This window comes from Halarcobacter sp., from assembly GCF_963675975.1.
Taxonomy (GTDB): Bacteria; Campylobacterota; Campylobacteria; order Campylobacterales; family Arcobacteraceae; genus Halarcobacter.
This window is the reverse complement of sequence record NZ_OY780939.1, coordinates 2,331,815-2,346,835: the sequence shown is the minus strand read 5'-3', so window position 1 is coordinate 2,346,835 and position 15,021 is coordinate 2,331,815. Positions and strand designations below refer to the sequence as shown.

Below are 15,021 nucleotides of genomic sequence, written 5' to 3'. Positions count from 1 at the left end.
GTTTAAAAAATGAAAAAAACTCTATTATCATTATTTTTAGCACATTTTTTATGTGCTAATGATGTTACTCAACCTTCATCTTTACAAGAAACAGCTATTAATGAGCTTCCAACTAACGAATTAAGTTTTAATTATATATCTAATATGAAAAAAGGTTTAAAAAGAGATTTTTATATTAATGAGTATTTAAAAACTGATATTTCTAGTAATGAAGCTTTTGGGGTATTGAGTTTAATTGATAATATGAATAATAAATTATTTTTTAATTTTTCTGATAAATTTAATCATGATGAGACAAGGGCTGTTGCCCAATGTATGAAAATGGATTACAAGTTACTTGTAGATAGTTATTCTGATTGTATAGTAAATGGTTTAACACTAGAAAAAGCATCAAAACTTAACTCTTTAGAGCTTAATACAGTTATTAAAAAAGTAGAAGATAAATATCCACTATTTACAAAAAAAATTAAAGTGTTAGCTTCTCCAATCCCTTTTACTAAGTTGATTGTACAAAATGAAAACCTTTTTTATGATATATTTTTAGGTGTTGATACTAAATTTAGAGAAAATTATTTTAATTATAAAATACCAAAAAGAACATTGAAAAAAATAGATAAGAATACTAAATTTAAAGAGTTAATAAAAATTTCATTAACAAATCCAAATTTAAATTTTTTACAAACAACATTTAATGATTTAGAAGATATTGATAGGTTAGATAATGAGTCATTGTTTTATTTTGCATTTAACTCAATTGTTTTAAAAGATTATAATAAGGCTTATGAATATCTTTTAAAGGCTAGAGCTAAAACAGAAATTAAATTTTTTATTGATAAAATAGATTTTTGGATATATCTAATTACAAAAGATAAAAATATATTAAAAAATTTATCAATAAGTAAGGATTTTAATTTTTATTCATATTATTCAAATGAATTACTTAAAAATGAAATAGATTTTTCAACTTTAGATATTATAAAAATTGATCAATTTGATAAGCTTAAAAGTAAATATTCACTTGAAAGAATAGCCCTACTTTATACCTTTGCAAAAGTTGAATCAAACTTTGATGAAGATAAAATTTCAAAGCAATATGATGTTGGAATATTTCAATTAAATCCAGATTTAATTAAAAAGATTACTATACAAAACAGTTTATCTTATGATATTAATAGTTTTTTTACACTAGAAAAAAATATTGATTATATGAATATATATCTAGATAGTTTAAATTTTGATAAGGATAAAATATTCAAAAGTTTCCTTACTTATAATAATATGAATGATCAAGTAGCTAAAATTAAATCTTACAATTTAAATCATCCTTTGAGTTCTTATCTAAATTTTGAACTATTGGATATAAAAAATAAAGAGAGTTTTATTCTTTGGTATGTGCTATATTATAATAAACTATCAGAAGAAAAAAAGAAAGTAACTATAAATACTATTTTAGAAACTTTATAGTTGTACTTCCCCACACTGGATGGGTTAATTTTAAATTTAATTTTTTTGTTTTATCTTCAATATTTTTAAAATGTACTAGATAATAAGATGCCCATCTATTTTTTAAAGATATATATTCTAAAAATTCAGAATCTTTTTTTAGTTTAACTAAACTTAATGGTCTCTTTTCGTTTAATGTAAGTAAAAAACGATTTTCTATTAAATCATTATTATCAACATCTGCATAATGAATTCCAATAATAAAACTATTTAGTTTTTCACTTTTATATTTTGCAGATATTTTATTTAAGTATGTAGCAAATATCATTGCTTTTACTTCGTTTTTGTGGAGAATATCTCTTTTTTTTGTATATTGTACAGATAATGCATTTTCTGGATTTTCTGTAAAATATTCAAGGGATGTTTTTTCACTACAACCTGATAATATTATTAATAAAAAAACAGGTAAAAGTAAATAATATTTATTCATTATAATGACTCCAAATAATTGATAAATGAAATTCTACACTAAAGTTACTTTAACCATGGTTTGGATAAAATCACCCTTATGAAGAAGGAATATAAAAAGTTAGCAATTGCATTTAGTGGACCATCTAATAGTGGAAAAACAACTTTAGTAGTAAAAGTATCGGAAATTTTACAAAAAAGTGGATTTAAGGTATCTATTGTTAAACATGACCCAAAAGATAAAGCAACTTTTGATGTACCAGGAAAAGATAGTGATAAGTTTTCTAAAACTGGTGCAGATGTTGCAATAGTAAGTCCTACAAGAACAACACTATTTAAGCAAGATAGTTCTTCTATTGATGAAATAATTGAGCTTTTAGGAGAATTTGATTATTTACTTGTTGAAGGGTTAAAAAATCTACCACTTCCTCGAATTTCTGTATTTAGAAATCAATTAGATGAAAACTATTTTTCTGTTACAAATGCTATTGCATTTGATGAAACAATTGATGAGAACCAAATACCATCAAATATTGATAAATTAAACTTAAATAATCCAGAAGAGATCATTACTTGGATTGAAAATAATGCAAAGAGAGTATAATGAAAGAGATTTTAGAAGCAATTAAAACAGCTAGTATTGAGATAAAAAAAGTTATTGATAAAGGTGACACAAGTAAAAGTGAAAATGAAAATTCAACTGGTGACACTCAGTTAAAGCTTGATATTGCTAGTGATGTTATTATAGAAAAGATATTTTCAGAAATCCCTACAATAAAAGAGATTGTAAGTGAAGAACAAGAATCTATTGTTTCTTTACATAAAAATGGTGAATATTTAATAGCTTATGATCCTTTAGATGGTTCTTCTTTAGTAGATGTTAACCTTTCAGTTGGCTCAATTTATGGTATTTATAAAAATGAATTTAATGCACAAAATATCATTGCAGCAGTTTATGTTGTATTTGGACCTAGAATTGAGATGGTTGTTGCAGCAGATAATTGCGTTAAAATGTACAGACTACATGATGGTGAGTTTAAATATATTCAAGATATAACATTAAATGAAAAAGGAACATTAAATGCTACAGGTTCTACACAAATGTGTTGGCCTAGTCATCATAGAAAACTATTAAATGATATGTTTGATGAAGGATATTATTTAAGATACTCAGGTGGTATGGTTCCAGACTTACATCAAATTTTATTAAAAGGTGGTGGACTTTTCTCTTATCCTGGAACTACAGATAAACCAAATGGAAAATTAAGACAACTTTTTGAAGTTTTCCCTTTTGCTTTAACATACGAATTCGCAGGTGGAGCTGCTACTGATGGTTTTAAAAGAGTTTTAGAAGTTAAAACTTCACATATTCATGATACAACACCTTGTTTCTTTGGTTCAAAAGAAGAGATTACAAAAGTAGAAGAAGTATATAAAGAATATGCAAACTAATCAAGAATTAGATGAATGGGAACAAAAATTAGAAGTTGTTCTTGAAGAGTTAAAAGGGTGTCAACAATCAAATAGTTTAAGTTCATGCACTCCATGCGAAAAGTTTTTTGAATGTGAACTTAGAAAAAAATATATTTTAGCCGTTTATGAATCTATGAACAAAGGTTCTGGCGGTGGATTTGAATTTTAATTAAAAGGTAATTATATGGAAAATAGTTCTAAAAATGTTTATATCACAACTCCAATTTATTATGTAAATGATGTTGCACATATTGGGCACGCTTATACAACGATTATTGCTGATATGTTAGCTAGATATTCAAGACTAACAGGAGAGAAAACATTTTTTTTAACAGGTACTGATGAACATGGTCAAAAGATTGCACAAAGTGCTGAAGCTAGAGGAAAAACTGCTAAAGAGTATGCAGATGAAGTTTCAGGTAAGTTTAGACAGCTTTGGGATGATTTTGATATTACTTATGATAAATTTATTAGAACTACAGATGAAGAACATAAATTAGGTGTTCAAAAAGCATTTGAAACTATGTACAACAAAGGTGATATTTATAAAGGTGAATATGAAGGGTATTATTGTGTATCTTGTGAGACTTTTTTTACTGAAAAACAATTAGTTGATGAAGAGTTTTGCCCAGACTGTGGTAAACCAACTAATATTGTAAAAGAAGAGAGTTTCTTTTTTAAATTATCAGCTTATGAAGATAAACTTTTAAAATGGTATGAAGAGAACGAAGACTGTATATTACCAAGATCAAAGAAAAATGAGATAGTTAATTTTGTAAAAGGTGGACTAAGAGATTTATCTATATCTAGAACATCTTTTGACTGGGGTGTAAAATTACCAGATTCTATTAATGAACCAAACCATGTAATGTATGTTTGGCTTGATGCTTTATTAAACTATATCACAGCTCTTGGTTATGGAAAAGATGAAGAGAATATGGAGTTTTGGCCTGCAAAAATTCAGTTAGTTGGAAAAGATATTTTAAGATTCCACTCTATTTATTGGCCAGCGTTTTTAATGTCTTTAGATTTACCTTTACCACAACATATTGCAGCTCACGGTTGGTGGACAAGAGATGGTGAAAAGATGTCTAAATCAAAAGGAAATGTTGTTAATCCTAAAGAGGTTGCAGATGCTTATGGTTTAGATGCATTTAGATACTTTATGTTAAGAGAGGTTCCATTTGGACAAGATGGTGACTTTTCTCAAAAAGCTCTTATAGATAGAATAAACTCAGACCTTGGAAATGATTTAGGTAACTTACTTAATAGAATTTCAGGAATGAGTGGAAAATATTTTGATTATAAAATAGATTCTAAAGATGTAGAAAAATTCCATAAAAAAGAACTTGATGAAGTTAATGAAATATTAGCTGATGTAGAAAAATATATTTACAATATGCAATTAAATAGATATTTAGAAGATATTTGGAAAGTTTTAACAATTGCAAATAAAGCTATTGGTGATTATGAGCCTTGGGCAAAAATGAAAGAAGGTAAAGAAGATGAAGCTATGGCATTAGTTGCTTTAATCACTAATATTATGGCTAAAGTTGCCCTACTTTTAGATTCAGTTATGCCAGAAAAAATAGGAAAAATTGCAAATTCTCTTGGAATAAATATTGATACTCAAACATATAATAAACTTATTTTAAATAAAGAGTTAATCTCTGAAACAGTTATTACAAAAGTTGAGCAATTGTTCCCAAGAATTGAAGATATATTATTAGAGCAAGCTAAACCTACTGATGTTTCAAAAACCGAAGCAGAAACTAAATCTTCTAAAAAAGTTGAAAAAGAGGAAGAGCCTGATAATCTAATTACTATTGATCAATTTTTCGAAACAACACTAAAAGTTGGAACTATAGTTGAAGCAGAAGAAGTACCAAAATCAAAAAAACTTCTAAAACTACAAGTTGATTTAGGTGAAGAAAGAAATAGACAAATATTAGCAGGTATAAAAGAGTTTTATTCTCCTGAAGATTTAATAGGAACACAAGCTTGTGTTGTAGCAAACTTAAAACCTGCAAAACTAATGGGAATGCTTAGTGAAGGTATGTTAATGGCTGCAAAAGATGAAGATGGTTTATGTTTAATTAGACCAGAAAAATCGAAAAAATCTGGAACAAAAATAAGCTAGTGCAAATTTCATCTATTATTGATATTATTGATGGGAGATTATTAAATCGACCATCAATCTCATTTATTTATTCTATCAAGACTAATGCAAAAAAAGTAAAAGAGGGAGACCTTTTTATTGTACAAAATGATGAGGACATCACATTTGCTGTAAAAAATGGTGCATTTGCAATAATCGTTGATGAAGAATATGAGATTATAGATAATGAAATAGCTTGGATTCAAGTTAAATCTATAGAAGATACTATAAAAAAACTAATAAGATATCAACTTTCAACAAAAAGGCTTACTGCCTTTTATTGTAATGATGTATCTTTTGAGTTATTTAAAATACTTAAAAAACCAACAGTACATACTAATATAAAATTAGTACCAAAAAATTTATCAAAGTTTTTTAAAATATTAGATGACTTAGAAGAAAATGATACATTAATATGTTCAAGTCAAAAAACCTTAGAGGATATATATCCTGTAAATTTTAAATTTAATACAAAAGATTATGAGATTAACAACTTAATAGAACATTCAATTTTTGAAACAACTTTTAGTTACAAAGAAAGATATTTTTCAAAAGTAAAACTCTCAAGCTTATATATAAAAGAGTTTTTAGACGTATATAGTTTTTTAGGATTTGACGGGGATTTAAACAAATTAAAAAAATTTAATTGCTTAAAACCAATTTTTGTTGATAAATTGATTAATCATACAGATTATGGTAGAACAGATAAGTTTTTAATTGCTCAAGACAATGAAGAGCTAATTGAAAAAGAGGTTAAGTATTTAAAAAACAAATATAAATATGCAAAAATTTTATACCTTACAACAAATGAGATTGATGATAATAAAGATATTGATTACACTTTTATTAATTCATTAGATGAGATTAAAGAGTATTTAAAGAAGGTTTCATTTAATGCTGTATATTTTATTGGTGTAAGTTATGATGAACTAAATGACCAAGTATCTAAACAAAATATTGAACCCTCTTTAATATAAAGACTTTTAATAAATCATACCAAAAGAGCTAACAACTTTACCCACTACATAAATTTCATTTTTATCTAATATTTGTATTGGGTAATCTCTATTATCAGATATTACATCATATTTTCCATCTATTCTTCTTTGAATTCTTTTTACAAATAATCCGTGTGTTGTTGTAAAGGCATAGATTCCATCTCTTGCTAAGTCATTTTTAGTTTTATCAATAAATATTATATTATCACTATTTAATGTGGGCTCCATAGAATCTCCAACAACATTAATAGCATCTATGTTTTTAAGATTTTCTTTTCCACCTAACATATTTATAAAATATGGTGGTACTTCTAAACTTTCATATGAATCTTCAGCTTCATAAGCACCCCCACCTGCACTAACATTAACTTCTGGATAATATCTAATCCAATATTTATCAGTTGAATCAACAAGTGAACCAGGATTTTGATTATACAGCAGCCAATTAATTGATATTTTCTTTTTTGCACAGAAATCTAAAATATTTGAATAAGGAATCTTGCCTCTGTTTTTCATAGTTGCGAAATTCACTTGACTTAAATCTAATGCAGTGGCAACATCTTTATCAAAAACTTTTCCTAATTTGCCATCTTTACTTAAAATATCTTTTAGCTTCTCAATTATTTCATTTACAACAAGCATTTTATCTCCTTTTTGTAATTATATTACAATTTGCAATATTTTTCAATAGTTTTTAAAAAAAAGTATAAAATTTTCAAAAATTAGTTATAAGGAACTAAAAATGTCACAAAAAATTGAAAAAGCAGCAAATGGTTTAATGAAAATTTTGTATAAAATGGATAACTTTTTGTTATTATGTGGTAACAAAATATTATAATTATTATTTTGACATTATTTTTACATTAAATTATTAAATTTACTGAAAATTAATTAACATATAAATTTTACTAAAGCTTATTTAATATACAATACGATTACAAATTCACGGTGGTAACCACGGGGAGTAATATGGAAACAAACTTAATTGCTGAAGCATTCAAGTTTATGGTCTTAGGTATGGGAATTGTATTCACTTTTCTTATAGTCATGGTCTACGCTCTTAAATTACAAGCTAAGATAATCGGAAAGTATTTTCCTGAAAAGAAAGTAGAACCAAAAAAACCACAAACTACAACAACTTCAACTAACAACAACACTGCAAAAATGGCCGCTATTGTAGCTGCTGTACAACATCACAAAAATCTAAAAGGTTAATTTATATGGCTAAAAAATATATTGACGTCATGGATACTACATTTAGAGATGGATTTCAATCTGTCTTTGGAGGTAGAGTTTTAATGAATGATTTCTTTCCAGCAGTAGAAGCTGCGAAAGATGCTGGTATTACACATTTCGAATTTGGTGGGGGAGCTAGATTTCAATCTTTATTCTTTTATTTACAAGAGAATGCTTTCGAAATGATGGATAAGTTCAGAGAGATTGTTGGTCCAGAAGCTAACTTACAAACTCTTGCAAGAGGTATCAATACTGTTATGTTAGATACTGGTTCAAGAGAATTGGTTGAGATGCATGCAAAAATGTTTGCAAAACATGGTGTATCAACTATTAGAAATTTTGATGCATTAAATGATGTACAAAATTTAGAATATTCTGCTGAGTGTATTAAAAAATATGGTTTAAATCACGAAGTTGTAATAACTTTAATGGATTTACCTCCAGGTTGTGAAGGTGCGCATGATGTACCTTTTTATGAAAAAACATTAAGAAACATTCTTGATGCTGGTGTACCTTATGATTCAATCTGTTTTAAAGATGCATCAGGTACTTCATCTCCACAAAAAGTTTTTGATACAATTAAAATGGCTAGAAAATTAGTTGGTGAAGATACTCACATTAGACTTCATACTCATGAAACTGCTGGTGTATCTGTTGCTTGTTATTTAGCAGCATTAGAAGCTGGTGCAGATGGTATTGATTTAGCTGCATCTCCTGTATCTGGTGGAACTTCACAACCAGATATTCTAACAATGATGCATGCTGTTAAAGGTAAAGATTATGATTTAGGTGGTTTAGAGCTTGATAAAGTATTAAAATATCAAGAGGTTTTAAATGATTGTTTAAAAGATTATTTTATGCCTCCTGAAGCTACTCAAGTTTCACCATTAATTCCATTTTCACCAATGCCAGGTGGTGCTTTAACAGCAAATACTCAAATGATGAGAGATAATGGCACATTGGATAAATTTCCAGAAGTAATTAAAGCTATGAGAGAAGTTGTTGAAAAAGGTGGTTATGGAACTTCTGTAACTCCTGTTTCTCAATTTTATTGGCAACAAGCTTATGCAAATGTAATGTTTGGACCTTGGAAACAAATAGCTCCTGGTTATGGAAAAATGGTATTAGGTTATTTTGGTAAAACTCCAGTAAAACCTGATGCAGAGATTGTTAAACTTGCATCTGAAAAATTAAAACTTGAACCAACATCTGAAAATCCTTTAGATATTGCAGATAGAGATGAAAAGAAAACTTTTGCTTATTGGGAAAATAGGCTAAAAGAAGAAAGTATTGAAGCAACAGAAGAAAATATTTTTATTGCTGCTGCTTGTGACGAAAAAGGGATTGCTTTCTTAAAAGGAAATGGTCCATTAAGTGTAAGAAAAAATGATGATTCAACATGTGAAAACGATAAAGAATGTGTAGTAGGAGAAAATAAAGGTATGAGTAACGCAACTGGAAATTATACTGTAGTAGTAGATGGACAAAAATTTAATGTAACTGTAGCAGAAGGAAATGCTGATATTCAAGTAACACCTGCAGCTGAAGCGCCAGCAGCAGCATCAAGTACACCTGCACCAGCAGGAGGAACTGAAATTCCTGCAACTGTAGCTGGAAATGTTTGGAAAATGAACATTAAAGTTGGTGATACGGTTAAAAAAGGTGATGTTGTAGCAATTCTTGAAGCAATGAAAATGGAGATTGATGTAGAAGCTCCTTGTGATGGAACTATATCTGCTATTTTAGCAAATCCAAGTGATCCAGTAGAAGAAGGTCAAGCAATAGCTACTATTAGCTAATTGTTTGAACAACTATTGAAATTGGAGTATTTTAATGAATAAAAAAATTATGGCGTCAATGTTTTTGATTCTTTTTACTATTTTCTCAACTAGTCTTTTTGCTAGTGATACACATGTTGTTACTGAAGATAGTGCTACAGAAGTAAAACATGAATACAAGCCAAAATCAATTACAGATTTAATGGCATCATTTTATGAAACTACAGGTATAAATGCTATTTTAAACCCTAGTGATGATGTTATGACATCTGAGCCAAATCCAGCTGATGCTAGAATTATGACTACATTTGAGCAAACATGGGGAAGAATCATCATGTTTGGTATTGTAATTATATTATTTTATTTAGCAATTGCAAAAGGATTTGAACCATTACTATTATTACCTATTGCCTTTGGTGGATTACTTGCAAATATCCCATTAGCAAATATGGGTGGACCTCATGGAATGTTAGGAATTATCTATAACATGGGTATTGCAAATGAGTTCTTCCCTCTTCTTATTTTTATGGGAGTTGGGGCTATGACAGACTTTAGTCCATTATTAGCAAATCCAAAAGCAGCAATCTTAGGTGGTGCAGCACAATTTGGTATTTTTGGTTCACTTGTTGGTGCAGTTGCATTAGGATTTGATTTACAAACAGCTTCTGCTATTTCAATTATTGGTGGAGCTGATGGACCAACATCTATTTTTATTGCAAATAGACTAGCACCAGAAATGCTTGGAGCAATTGCAGTGGCGGCATATTCTTATATGGCCTTAGTTCCTGTAATTCAACCTCCAATTATGAAAGCGTTAACAACTGAAGCAGAAAGAAAAATTAAAATGCCTAAGTTAAGAAAAGTTCATAAACTAGAAAATCTTTTCTTACCAATTTTAATTTTATTCCTTGCAATAATGTTTTTACCGGAGTCTACTCCACTTATTGGAGCATTTGCATTTGGAAATTTCTTAAAACAATCAGGAGTTGTTGAGAGACTTTCTGATACAATGCAAAATTCATTGATAAATATTGTTACAATATTCTTAGGACTTGGAGTTGGTTCTAAACTTGCAGCAGATAAGTTTTTAGTTTTAGAAACTTTAGGAATTATGGTAATTGGTCTTATCGCATTTGCAGCAGGTACTGCAGCTGGTGTATTAATGGCAAAAATTATGAATAAATTCTCATCTGAAGAATCAAAAGTTAATCCACTTATTGGAGCTGCTGGAGTATCAGCTGTACCAATGGCCGCAAGAGTTGTAAGTAAAGTTGGACAAGAGTATGATAGATCAAATGTATTATTAATGCATGCTATGGGTCCTAATGTAGCTGGTGTTATCGGTTCTGCCGTTGCTGCTGGTGTACTTTTATCAATTTTTAAATAAAAAAGAAAAATAGGGAAAAAAATGTCAGAAATCAAAGATACACTTGGACTAGAAAACGTAGGAACAGTGTATAGAAATCTTGATGTTGATACATTAATTCAACATGCTGTTGAGAATGAAGGGGCTAAGGTCTCTTCAACTGGTGCTTTAATGATAGATACTGGTATATTTACTGGTAGAAGTCCAAGAGATAAATTTTTTGTTAATCAAGATCCATCAAACAAATATATTGCTTGGGGTGATATAAATTTTAAAGTATCAAAAGATGTTTATGAAGCTTTGGAAGTAATTTCTAAAAAACAATTAAGTAACAAAGATTTATATGTTACTGATGTATATTGTGGTTCTTCTTTAGATAGTAGAAAGTCTGTTAGATTTATTACTGAAGTAGCTTGGCAAGCACACTTTATTCAAAATATGTTTATTGTTCCTCCAAAAGAGGAATTAGAAAATTTTGAGCCTGAATTTACAATTTATAATTCATGCAAAACTATGGATATGGCATATGCTAGTCATGGTTTAAATTCTGAAGTTTTTGTAGTATTTAATGTAGAAGAAAATACTGCACTTATTGGTGGGACTTGGTATGCTGGAGAGATGAAAAAAGGTGTTTTCTCTATGATGAATTACTGGTTACCATTAGAGGGTAAACTATCAATGCACTGCTCAGCTAATATTGGTAAAGATGGTGATACTGCCCTATTCTTTGGATTAAGTGGTACAGGGAAAACTACTTTATCTACTGATCCAAATAGAGCTTTAATTGGTGATGATGAGCATGGATGGGATGATGAAGGTGTATTTAACTTCGAAGGTGGTTGTTACGCAAAAGTTATCAATCTTGATGCAGAGTCTGAGCCAGATATTTATAATGCTATTAAAAAAGGTGCAATATTAGAAAATGTTGTTGCTGATGAAAATGGTGTTGTAGATTATACTGATGGTTCAAAAACAGAAAATACAAGAGTTTCATATCCAATTAATCATATTCCAAATCATAAAAAAGATATGAGAGGTGGACATCCTCAAAATATTATTTTCTTATGTGCAGATGCATTTGGTGTATTACCTCCTGTAGCAAAACTTGACAAAAGACAAGCTATGTATTATTTCTTAAGTGGATATACTGCAAAAGTTGCAGGAACTGAAAGGGGAATTACAGAGCCTGTAGCTACGTTTAGTTCTTGTTTTGGTGAAGCTTTCTTACCTCTTAACCCAACTGTTTATGCTGAACTTCTTGGAGAAAAAATAGATAAACACAATGTAAATGTTTATTTAGTAAATACTGGATGGACTGGTGGTCCTTATGGTATTGGTTCAAGAATGAGTATTAAAAATACAAGAGCTTGTATTAATGGAATTTTAGATGGTTCTATTAATAATTCAGAATTTGAGACATTACCTATTTTTAATTTAGAAATTCCAAAAACATTGAATGGAGTTGAAACAAAAGTTTTAAATCCAAGAAATACTTGGGAAGATAAAGAGTCTTATGATGAAACTGCAATAAAACTTGCTGGTATGTATATTGAAAACTATTCTAAAAAATATTTAACTTTAGAAAGTGATTATGACTTTACAGCCGCAGGTCCTAAAATCTAATACTTAGTTAAAAAATTATCTAAAAAGGGAGTGAATCAATTTCACTCCCTTTTTTATTTTATAAAGGTTTTATTTATGTTTATTTTAAATTTCCTAGATGATTTAAAAAACAATACTAGTGAAATTGTTTATTTATGTGCTTCTCATATGTTAAAAAAACAATTTAATATAGAAAAAGATGAAATTGAGCGTTTTAAAATTGTTAATTTCTTTATTGATTATAACAATTATGATAAATATTTAAATGATTATGCAAATGTTATTTATAATAAATATGAATCATCTAATAATGAAGTTTTTGTATCTTTATGTAAGTATCTAAATGAAAATCCTGATAATAAATATCTTTATAAGTATAGATTGAAAAGAGTTATAAATCAAGATCCTAAAAAATATTTAGCCATTGAAGATTCTGAAATGAGAAATGGTGCAATCTCTAGAGTTGAAGATAAAATTAAAGTGATTGAAGAATCTGAGTATTATAAAAATAATTTAGAGGTTTTAGATTTAAGAGAGATTAATAGTTTAAAAAAAGATATAGATTTAGTTAAACGAGCAGTAGGCTTATAACCTACTACTTTTAACACTCTATTTGAATCTCTTCTACAATCTCTAAACCAAAACCATTTAGACCAACAAAAGAGTGTTTTCCTCCACTAGTCATTAGTTTGATTTTCTTTACATCAAGGCAATTTAGTATTTGTGCCCCTATTCCATAATCTTTTTGTGATTCTTTGTGTGCTGTATCATCATTTAAAAAAACTAATAATCCATTTTTTGCTTGTAAAAAATTAATTGTTTTAAGCATAGAATGTAGTTTCTCATCATTTAGGAAAAGTTCAATATCAGGTATAATTGTGTGAAACTTAACATGAGTTAAATCTTTTAAGTCTCCAAATTGAATAGCTGTATGAATTTGTCCTATATGATCTTTAAACTCTTTTTTTATCACATCTGTATTAAAAAACTTTGTTTCAACAGAAGATACCTCTTCTACAAGTTTTTCATGAGATAATCTATATTCAACTAAATCAGAGATATAAATTTGTTTTAAACCATGTTTATCAGCAAATATATCTAAATCATCACGTCTTGCCATTGTTCCATCTTCTTTCATGATCTCACAGATAACGGCTTCACCATTAAGACCTGCAAGCTTACATAAATCTACAGAACCTTCTGTATGACCTGTTCTAACTAAAACTCCACCATCTTTTGCTATAAGTGGAAATATATGACCAGGTCTTACAAGTTTTTCTGCTTGTGAGATAGGATTAGCTAATATCTTAATTGTATCATCTCTCTCCCCTGCACTAATCCCTGTTGCAGCATCTGCTGCATCTACTGATACAGTAAATGCTGTTTCATAAGATGATGTATTAGATGCTACCATAGGGTTTAATTCTAATCTGTTTGCAGTTTCTTTTGTAACAGATACACAAATTAATCCTTTTGCATGTGTAGCCATAAAGTTAACTTTTTCAGGAGAACTTAAAGGTGCAGCATAAACTAAATCACCTTCATTTTCCCTATCTTCATCGTCAAGCATAATAACCATATTACCTTTTTGAATCTCTTCAATTGCTTCTTTTACTCTTTGTATTGCATTCATAAATTCTTCTTTAATATTTTATTTTAAAAATTATATCAAAAATTTCAAAATTTAATCTAAAAACTCTTGACAAAAGAATAGATTTTTACTATAATTTCGGCACTTAAAAAGTTGGGGTATCGCCAAGTGGTAAGGCAACGGTTTTTGGTATCGTCATTCGCAGGTTCGAGTCCTGCTACCCCATCCACTTTTTTAAGTTAAGTCGCGGAATAGAGCAGTCCGGTAGCTCGTCGGGCTCATAACCCGAAGGTCGTTGGTTCAAATCCAGCTTCCGCAACCAAATCATTAATATGATGTCTTATGTCAAGGTAGCTCAGCTGGCTAGAGCGCTGGTCTCATAAGCCGGAGGTCGAGAGTTCAAGTCTCTCTCTTGACACCATAAAAAATCTGAAATCGTCAGATGGATAGACATCATTTTCCTTATCTTCTTTTGATTGTTAGATGAAATAAAATCTACTTAAATGAAGAGAATATGCTGGTGTAGCTCAGTTGGCTAGAGCAGCTGATTTGTAATCAGCAGGTCGGGGGTTCGACTCCCTTCACCAGCTCCATTTTAAGCTCATTTGCGAGAACCAAAGTTGAAGCAGAAACCTGAATAAAAACGAACTTTTATTTAATTGAATAAATCTAAATTGCTTTATATTCTGTTTCTACTTTGTAATAATTAATCACTTGTTGCTTCGTGTATTGCTTCTTTAGTGTCTTCATACACTTCTTTAGAAGTCTCTTTTGTTTTTTTCCAAACTTTTTTACTAGTTTTTTTAGTTGCTTTCCATGCATCAGAAGAGTCCTTTTTAGCACCCTTCCATGTTGCACAACCACTTAATATAAATATTATAATAGTAAAAGAAAATAAATATTTCATT

The 15,021-nt window shown here is 29.0% G+C and carries 15 protein-coding genes and 4 tRNA genes; 15 read left to right on the top strand and 4 right to left on the bottom strand.

The window, feature by feature from the left end:
• Window positions 1–9 precede the first annotated feature (9 nt).
• The gene (locus ACKU3H_RS11525) at window positions 10–1,464 is read left to right on the top strand and encodes a transglycosylase SLT domain-containing protein (RefSeq protein ID WP_320034007.1); all 1,455 of its coding nucleotides are present in this window, start codon (window positions 10–12) and stop codon (window positions 1,462–1,464) included.
• On the opposite strand, the gene ACKU3H_RS11520 is transcribed toward ACKU3H_RS11525, so the two are convergent.
• A complete protein-coding gene (locus ACKU3H_RS11520; protein ID WP_320034006.1) occupies window positions 1,445–1,933 on the bottom strand; it encodes a hypothetical protein in 489 nt (162 codons plus the stop codon). The genes ACKU3H_RS11525 and ACKU3H_RS11520 overlap by 20 nt on opposite strands.
• Window positions 1,934–2,011: 78 nt before the next feature.
• Between ACKU3H_RS11520 and mobB the strand changes: the two genes are divergently transcribed.
• The 5 genes from mobB to ACKU3H_RS11495 are packed head-to-tail and all read left to right on the top strand — an operon-like array spanning window position 2,012 to window position 6,519.
• Window positions 2,012–2,515, top strand: coding sequence for a molybdopterin-guanine dinucleotide biosynthesis protein B (gene mobB / locus ACKU3H_RS11515; protein WP_320034005.1), 504 nt, complete (start codon window positions 2,012–2,014; stop codon window positions 2,513–2,515).
• A complete protein-coding gene (locus ACKU3H_RS11510) occupies window positions 2,515–3,363 on the top strand; it encodes a class 1 fructose-bisphosphatase (protein WP_320034004.1) in 849 nt (282 codons plus the stop codon). The genes mobB and ACKU3H_RS11510 overlap by 1 nt, the downstream gene beginning before the upstream one ends.
• Window positions 3,353–3,553, top strand: coding sequence for a hypothetical protein (locus tag ACKU3H_RS11505; protein WP_320034003.1), 201 nt, complete (start codon window positions 3,353–3,355; stop codon window positions 3,551–3,553). The genes ACKU3H_RS11510 and ACKU3H_RS11505 overlap by 11 nt, the downstream gene beginning before the upstream one ends.
• 15 nt (window positions 3,554–3,568) lie before the next feature.
• Window positions 3,569–5,524, top strand: a complete 1,956-nt coding sequence (gene metG / locus ACKU3H_RS11500; protein WP_320034002.1) for a methionine--tRNA ligase — start codon at window positions 3,569–3,571, stop codon at window positions 5,522–5,524.
• On the top strand, window positions 5,524–6,519 hold the full coding sequence (locus tag ACKU3H_RS11495) for a peptidoglycan synthetase (protein WP_320034001.1): 996 nt from the start codon (window positions 5,524–5,526) through the stop codon (window positions 6,517–6,519). Before metG ends, ACKU3H_RS11495 begins: the two co-directional genes overlap by 1 nt.
• Before the next feature lie 6 nt (window positions 6,520–6,525).
• Here the strand turns inward: ACKU3H_RS11495 and ACKU3H_RS11490 are convergent, their stop codons facing one another.
• Window positions 6,526–7,182, bottom strand: coding sequence for a S24 family peptidase (locus ACKU3H_RS11490; RefSeq protein WP_320034000.1), 657 nt, complete (start codon window positions 7,180–7,182; stop codon window positions 6,526–6,528).
• Between the two features lie 327 nt (window positions 7,183–7,509).
• Here ACKU3H_RS11490 and ACKU3H_RS11485 point away from each other — a divergent pair, with 327 nt between their 5' ends.
• From ACKU3H_RS11485 to ACKU3H_RS11465, 5 genes are all read left to right on the top strand, one after another.
• Window positions 7,510–7,755 carry an OadG family transporter subunit gene (locus ACKU3H_RS11485; protein WP_320033999.1) on the top strand — a complete coding sequence of 82 codons (246 nt, stop codon included), beginning with the start codon at window positions 7,510–7,512 and terminating at the stop codon, window positions 7,753–7,755.
• A gap of 5 nt (window positions 7,756–7,760) precedes the next feature.
• The gene (locus ACKU3H_RS11480; protein WP_320033998.1) at window positions 7,761–9,575 is read left to right on the top strand and encodes a biotin/lipoyl-containing protein; all 1,815 of its coding nucleotides are present in this window, start codon (window positions 7,761–7,763) and stop codon (window positions 9,573–9,575) included.
• Between the two features lie 34 nt (window positions 9,576–9,609).
• Window positions 9,610–10,941 (top strand): sodium ion-translocating decarboxylase subunit beta, encoded by a 1,332-nt coding sequence (locus tag ACKU3H_RS11475; RefSeq protein WP_320033997.1) that lies wholly within the window; start codon window positions 9,610–9,612, stop codon window positions 10,939–10,941.
• Between the two features lie 21 nt (window positions 10,942–10,962).
• The gene (gene pckA / locus ACKU3H_RS11470) at window positions 10,963–12,543 is read left to right on the top strand and encodes a phosphoenolpyruvate carboxykinase (ATP) (protein WP_320033996.1); all 1,581 of its coding nucleotides are present in this window, start codon (window positions 10,963–10,965) and stop codon (window positions 12,541–12,543) included.
• Between the two features lie 75 nt (window positions 12,544–12,618).
• Window positions 12,619–13,113 carry a hypothetical protein gene (locus tag ACKU3H_RS11465; RefSeq protein ID WP_320033995.1) on the top strand — a complete coding sequence of 165 codons (495 nt, stop codon included), beginning with the start codon at window positions 12,619–12,621 and terminating at the stop codon, window positions 13,111–13,113.
• Window positions 13,114–13,123: 10 nt separating this feature from the next.
• Here ACKU3H_RS11465 and ACKU3H_RS11460 read toward each other — a convergent pair whose 3' ends face one another.
• A complete protein-coding gene (locus tag ACKU3H_RS11460) occupies window positions 13,124–14,155 on the bottom strand; it encodes a bifunctional 3,4-dihydroxy-2-butanone 4-phosphate synthase/GTP cyclohydrolase II (RefSeq protein ID WP_320033994.1) in 1,032 nt (343 codons plus the stop codon).
• Window positions 14,156–14,267: 112 nt separating this feature from the next.
• Between ACKU3H_RS11460 and ACKU3H_RS11455 the strand changes: the two genes are divergently transcribed.
• The 4 genes from ACKU3H_RS11455 (at window position 14,268) to ACKU3H_RS11440 (ending at window position 14,706) form a co-directional block, all read left to right on the top strand.
• Window positions 14,268–14,342 (top strand) — tRNA-Gln (locus ACKU3H_RS11455).
• 16 nt (window positions 14,343–14,358) lie between these two features.
• Window positions 14,359–14,435 (top strand) — tRNA-Met (locus ACKU3H_RS11450).
• Between the two features lie 22 nt (window positions 14,436–14,457).
• Window positions 14,458–14,534 (top strand) — tRNA-Met (locus tag ACKU3H_RS11445).
• Window positions 14,535–14,629: 95 nt separating this feature from the next.
• Window positions 14,630–14,706 (top strand) — tRNA-Thr (locus tag ACKU3H_RS11440).
• 113 nt (window positions 14,707–14,819) lie between these two features.
• Here the strand turns inward: ACKU3H_RS11440 and ACKU3H_RS11435 are convergent.
• A complete protein-coding gene (locus ACKU3H_RS11435; protein WP_320033993.1) occupies window positions 14,820–15,020 on the bottom strand; it encodes a hypothetical protein in 201 nt (66 codons plus the stop codon).
• Window position 15,021 lies beyond the last annotated feature (1 nt).

Coding starts and splice junctions, on each gene's coding strand:
- ACKU3H_RS11525 (WP_320034007.1), top strand. CDS start 10: ATGAAAAAAACTCTATTATCATTATTTTTAGCACATTTTTTATGTGCT.
- ACKU3H_RS11520 (WP_320034006.1), bottom strand. CDS start 1,933: ATGAATAAATATTATTTACTTTTACCTGTTTTTTTATTAATAATATTA.
- mobB (WP_320034005.1), top strand. CDS start 2,012: ATGAAGAAGGAATATAAAAAGTTAGCAATTGCATTTAGTGGACCATCT.
- ACKU3H_RS11510 (WP_320034004.1), top strand. CDS start 2,515: ATGAAAGAGATTTTAGAAGCAATTAAAACAGCTAGTATTGAGATAAAA.
- ACKU3H_RS11505 (WP_320034003.1), top strand. CDS start 3,353: ATGCAAACTAATCAAGAATTAGATGAATGGGAACAAAAATTAGAAGTT.
- metG (WP_320034002.1), top strand. CDS start 3,569: ATGGAAAATAGTTCTAAAAATGTTTATATCACAACTCCAATTTATTAT.
- ACKU3H_RS11490 (WP_320034000.1), bottom strand. CDS start 7,182: ATGCTTGTTGTAAATGAAATAATTGAGAAGCTAAAAGATATTTTAAGT.
- ACKU3H_RS11485 (WP_320033999.1), top strand. CDS start 7,510: ATGGAAACAAACTTAATTGCTGAAGCATTCAAGTTTATGGTCTTAGGT.
- ACKU3H_RS11480 (WP_320033998.1), top strand. CDS start 7,761: ATGGCTAAAAAATATATTGACGTCATGGATACTACATTTAGAGATGGA.
- ACKU3H_RS11475 (WP_320033997.1), top strand. CDS start 9,610: ATGAATAAAAAAATTATGGCGTCAATGTTTTTGATTCTTTTTACTATT.
- pckA (WP_320033996.1), top strand. CDS start 10,963: ATGTCAGAAATCAAAGATACACTTGGACTAGAAAACGTAGGAACAGTG.
- ACKU3H_RS11465 (WP_320033995.1), top strand. CDS start 12,619: ATGTTTATTTTAAATTTCCTAGATGATTTAAAAAACAATACTAGTGAA.
- ACKU3H_RS11460 (WP_320033994.1), bottom strand. CDS start 14,155: ATGAATGCAATACAAAGAGTAAAAGAAGCAATTGAAGAGATTCAAAAA.
- ACKU3H_RS11435 (WP_320033993.1), bottom strand. CDS start 15,020: ATGAAATATTTATTTTCTTTTACTATTATAATATTTATATTAAGTGGT.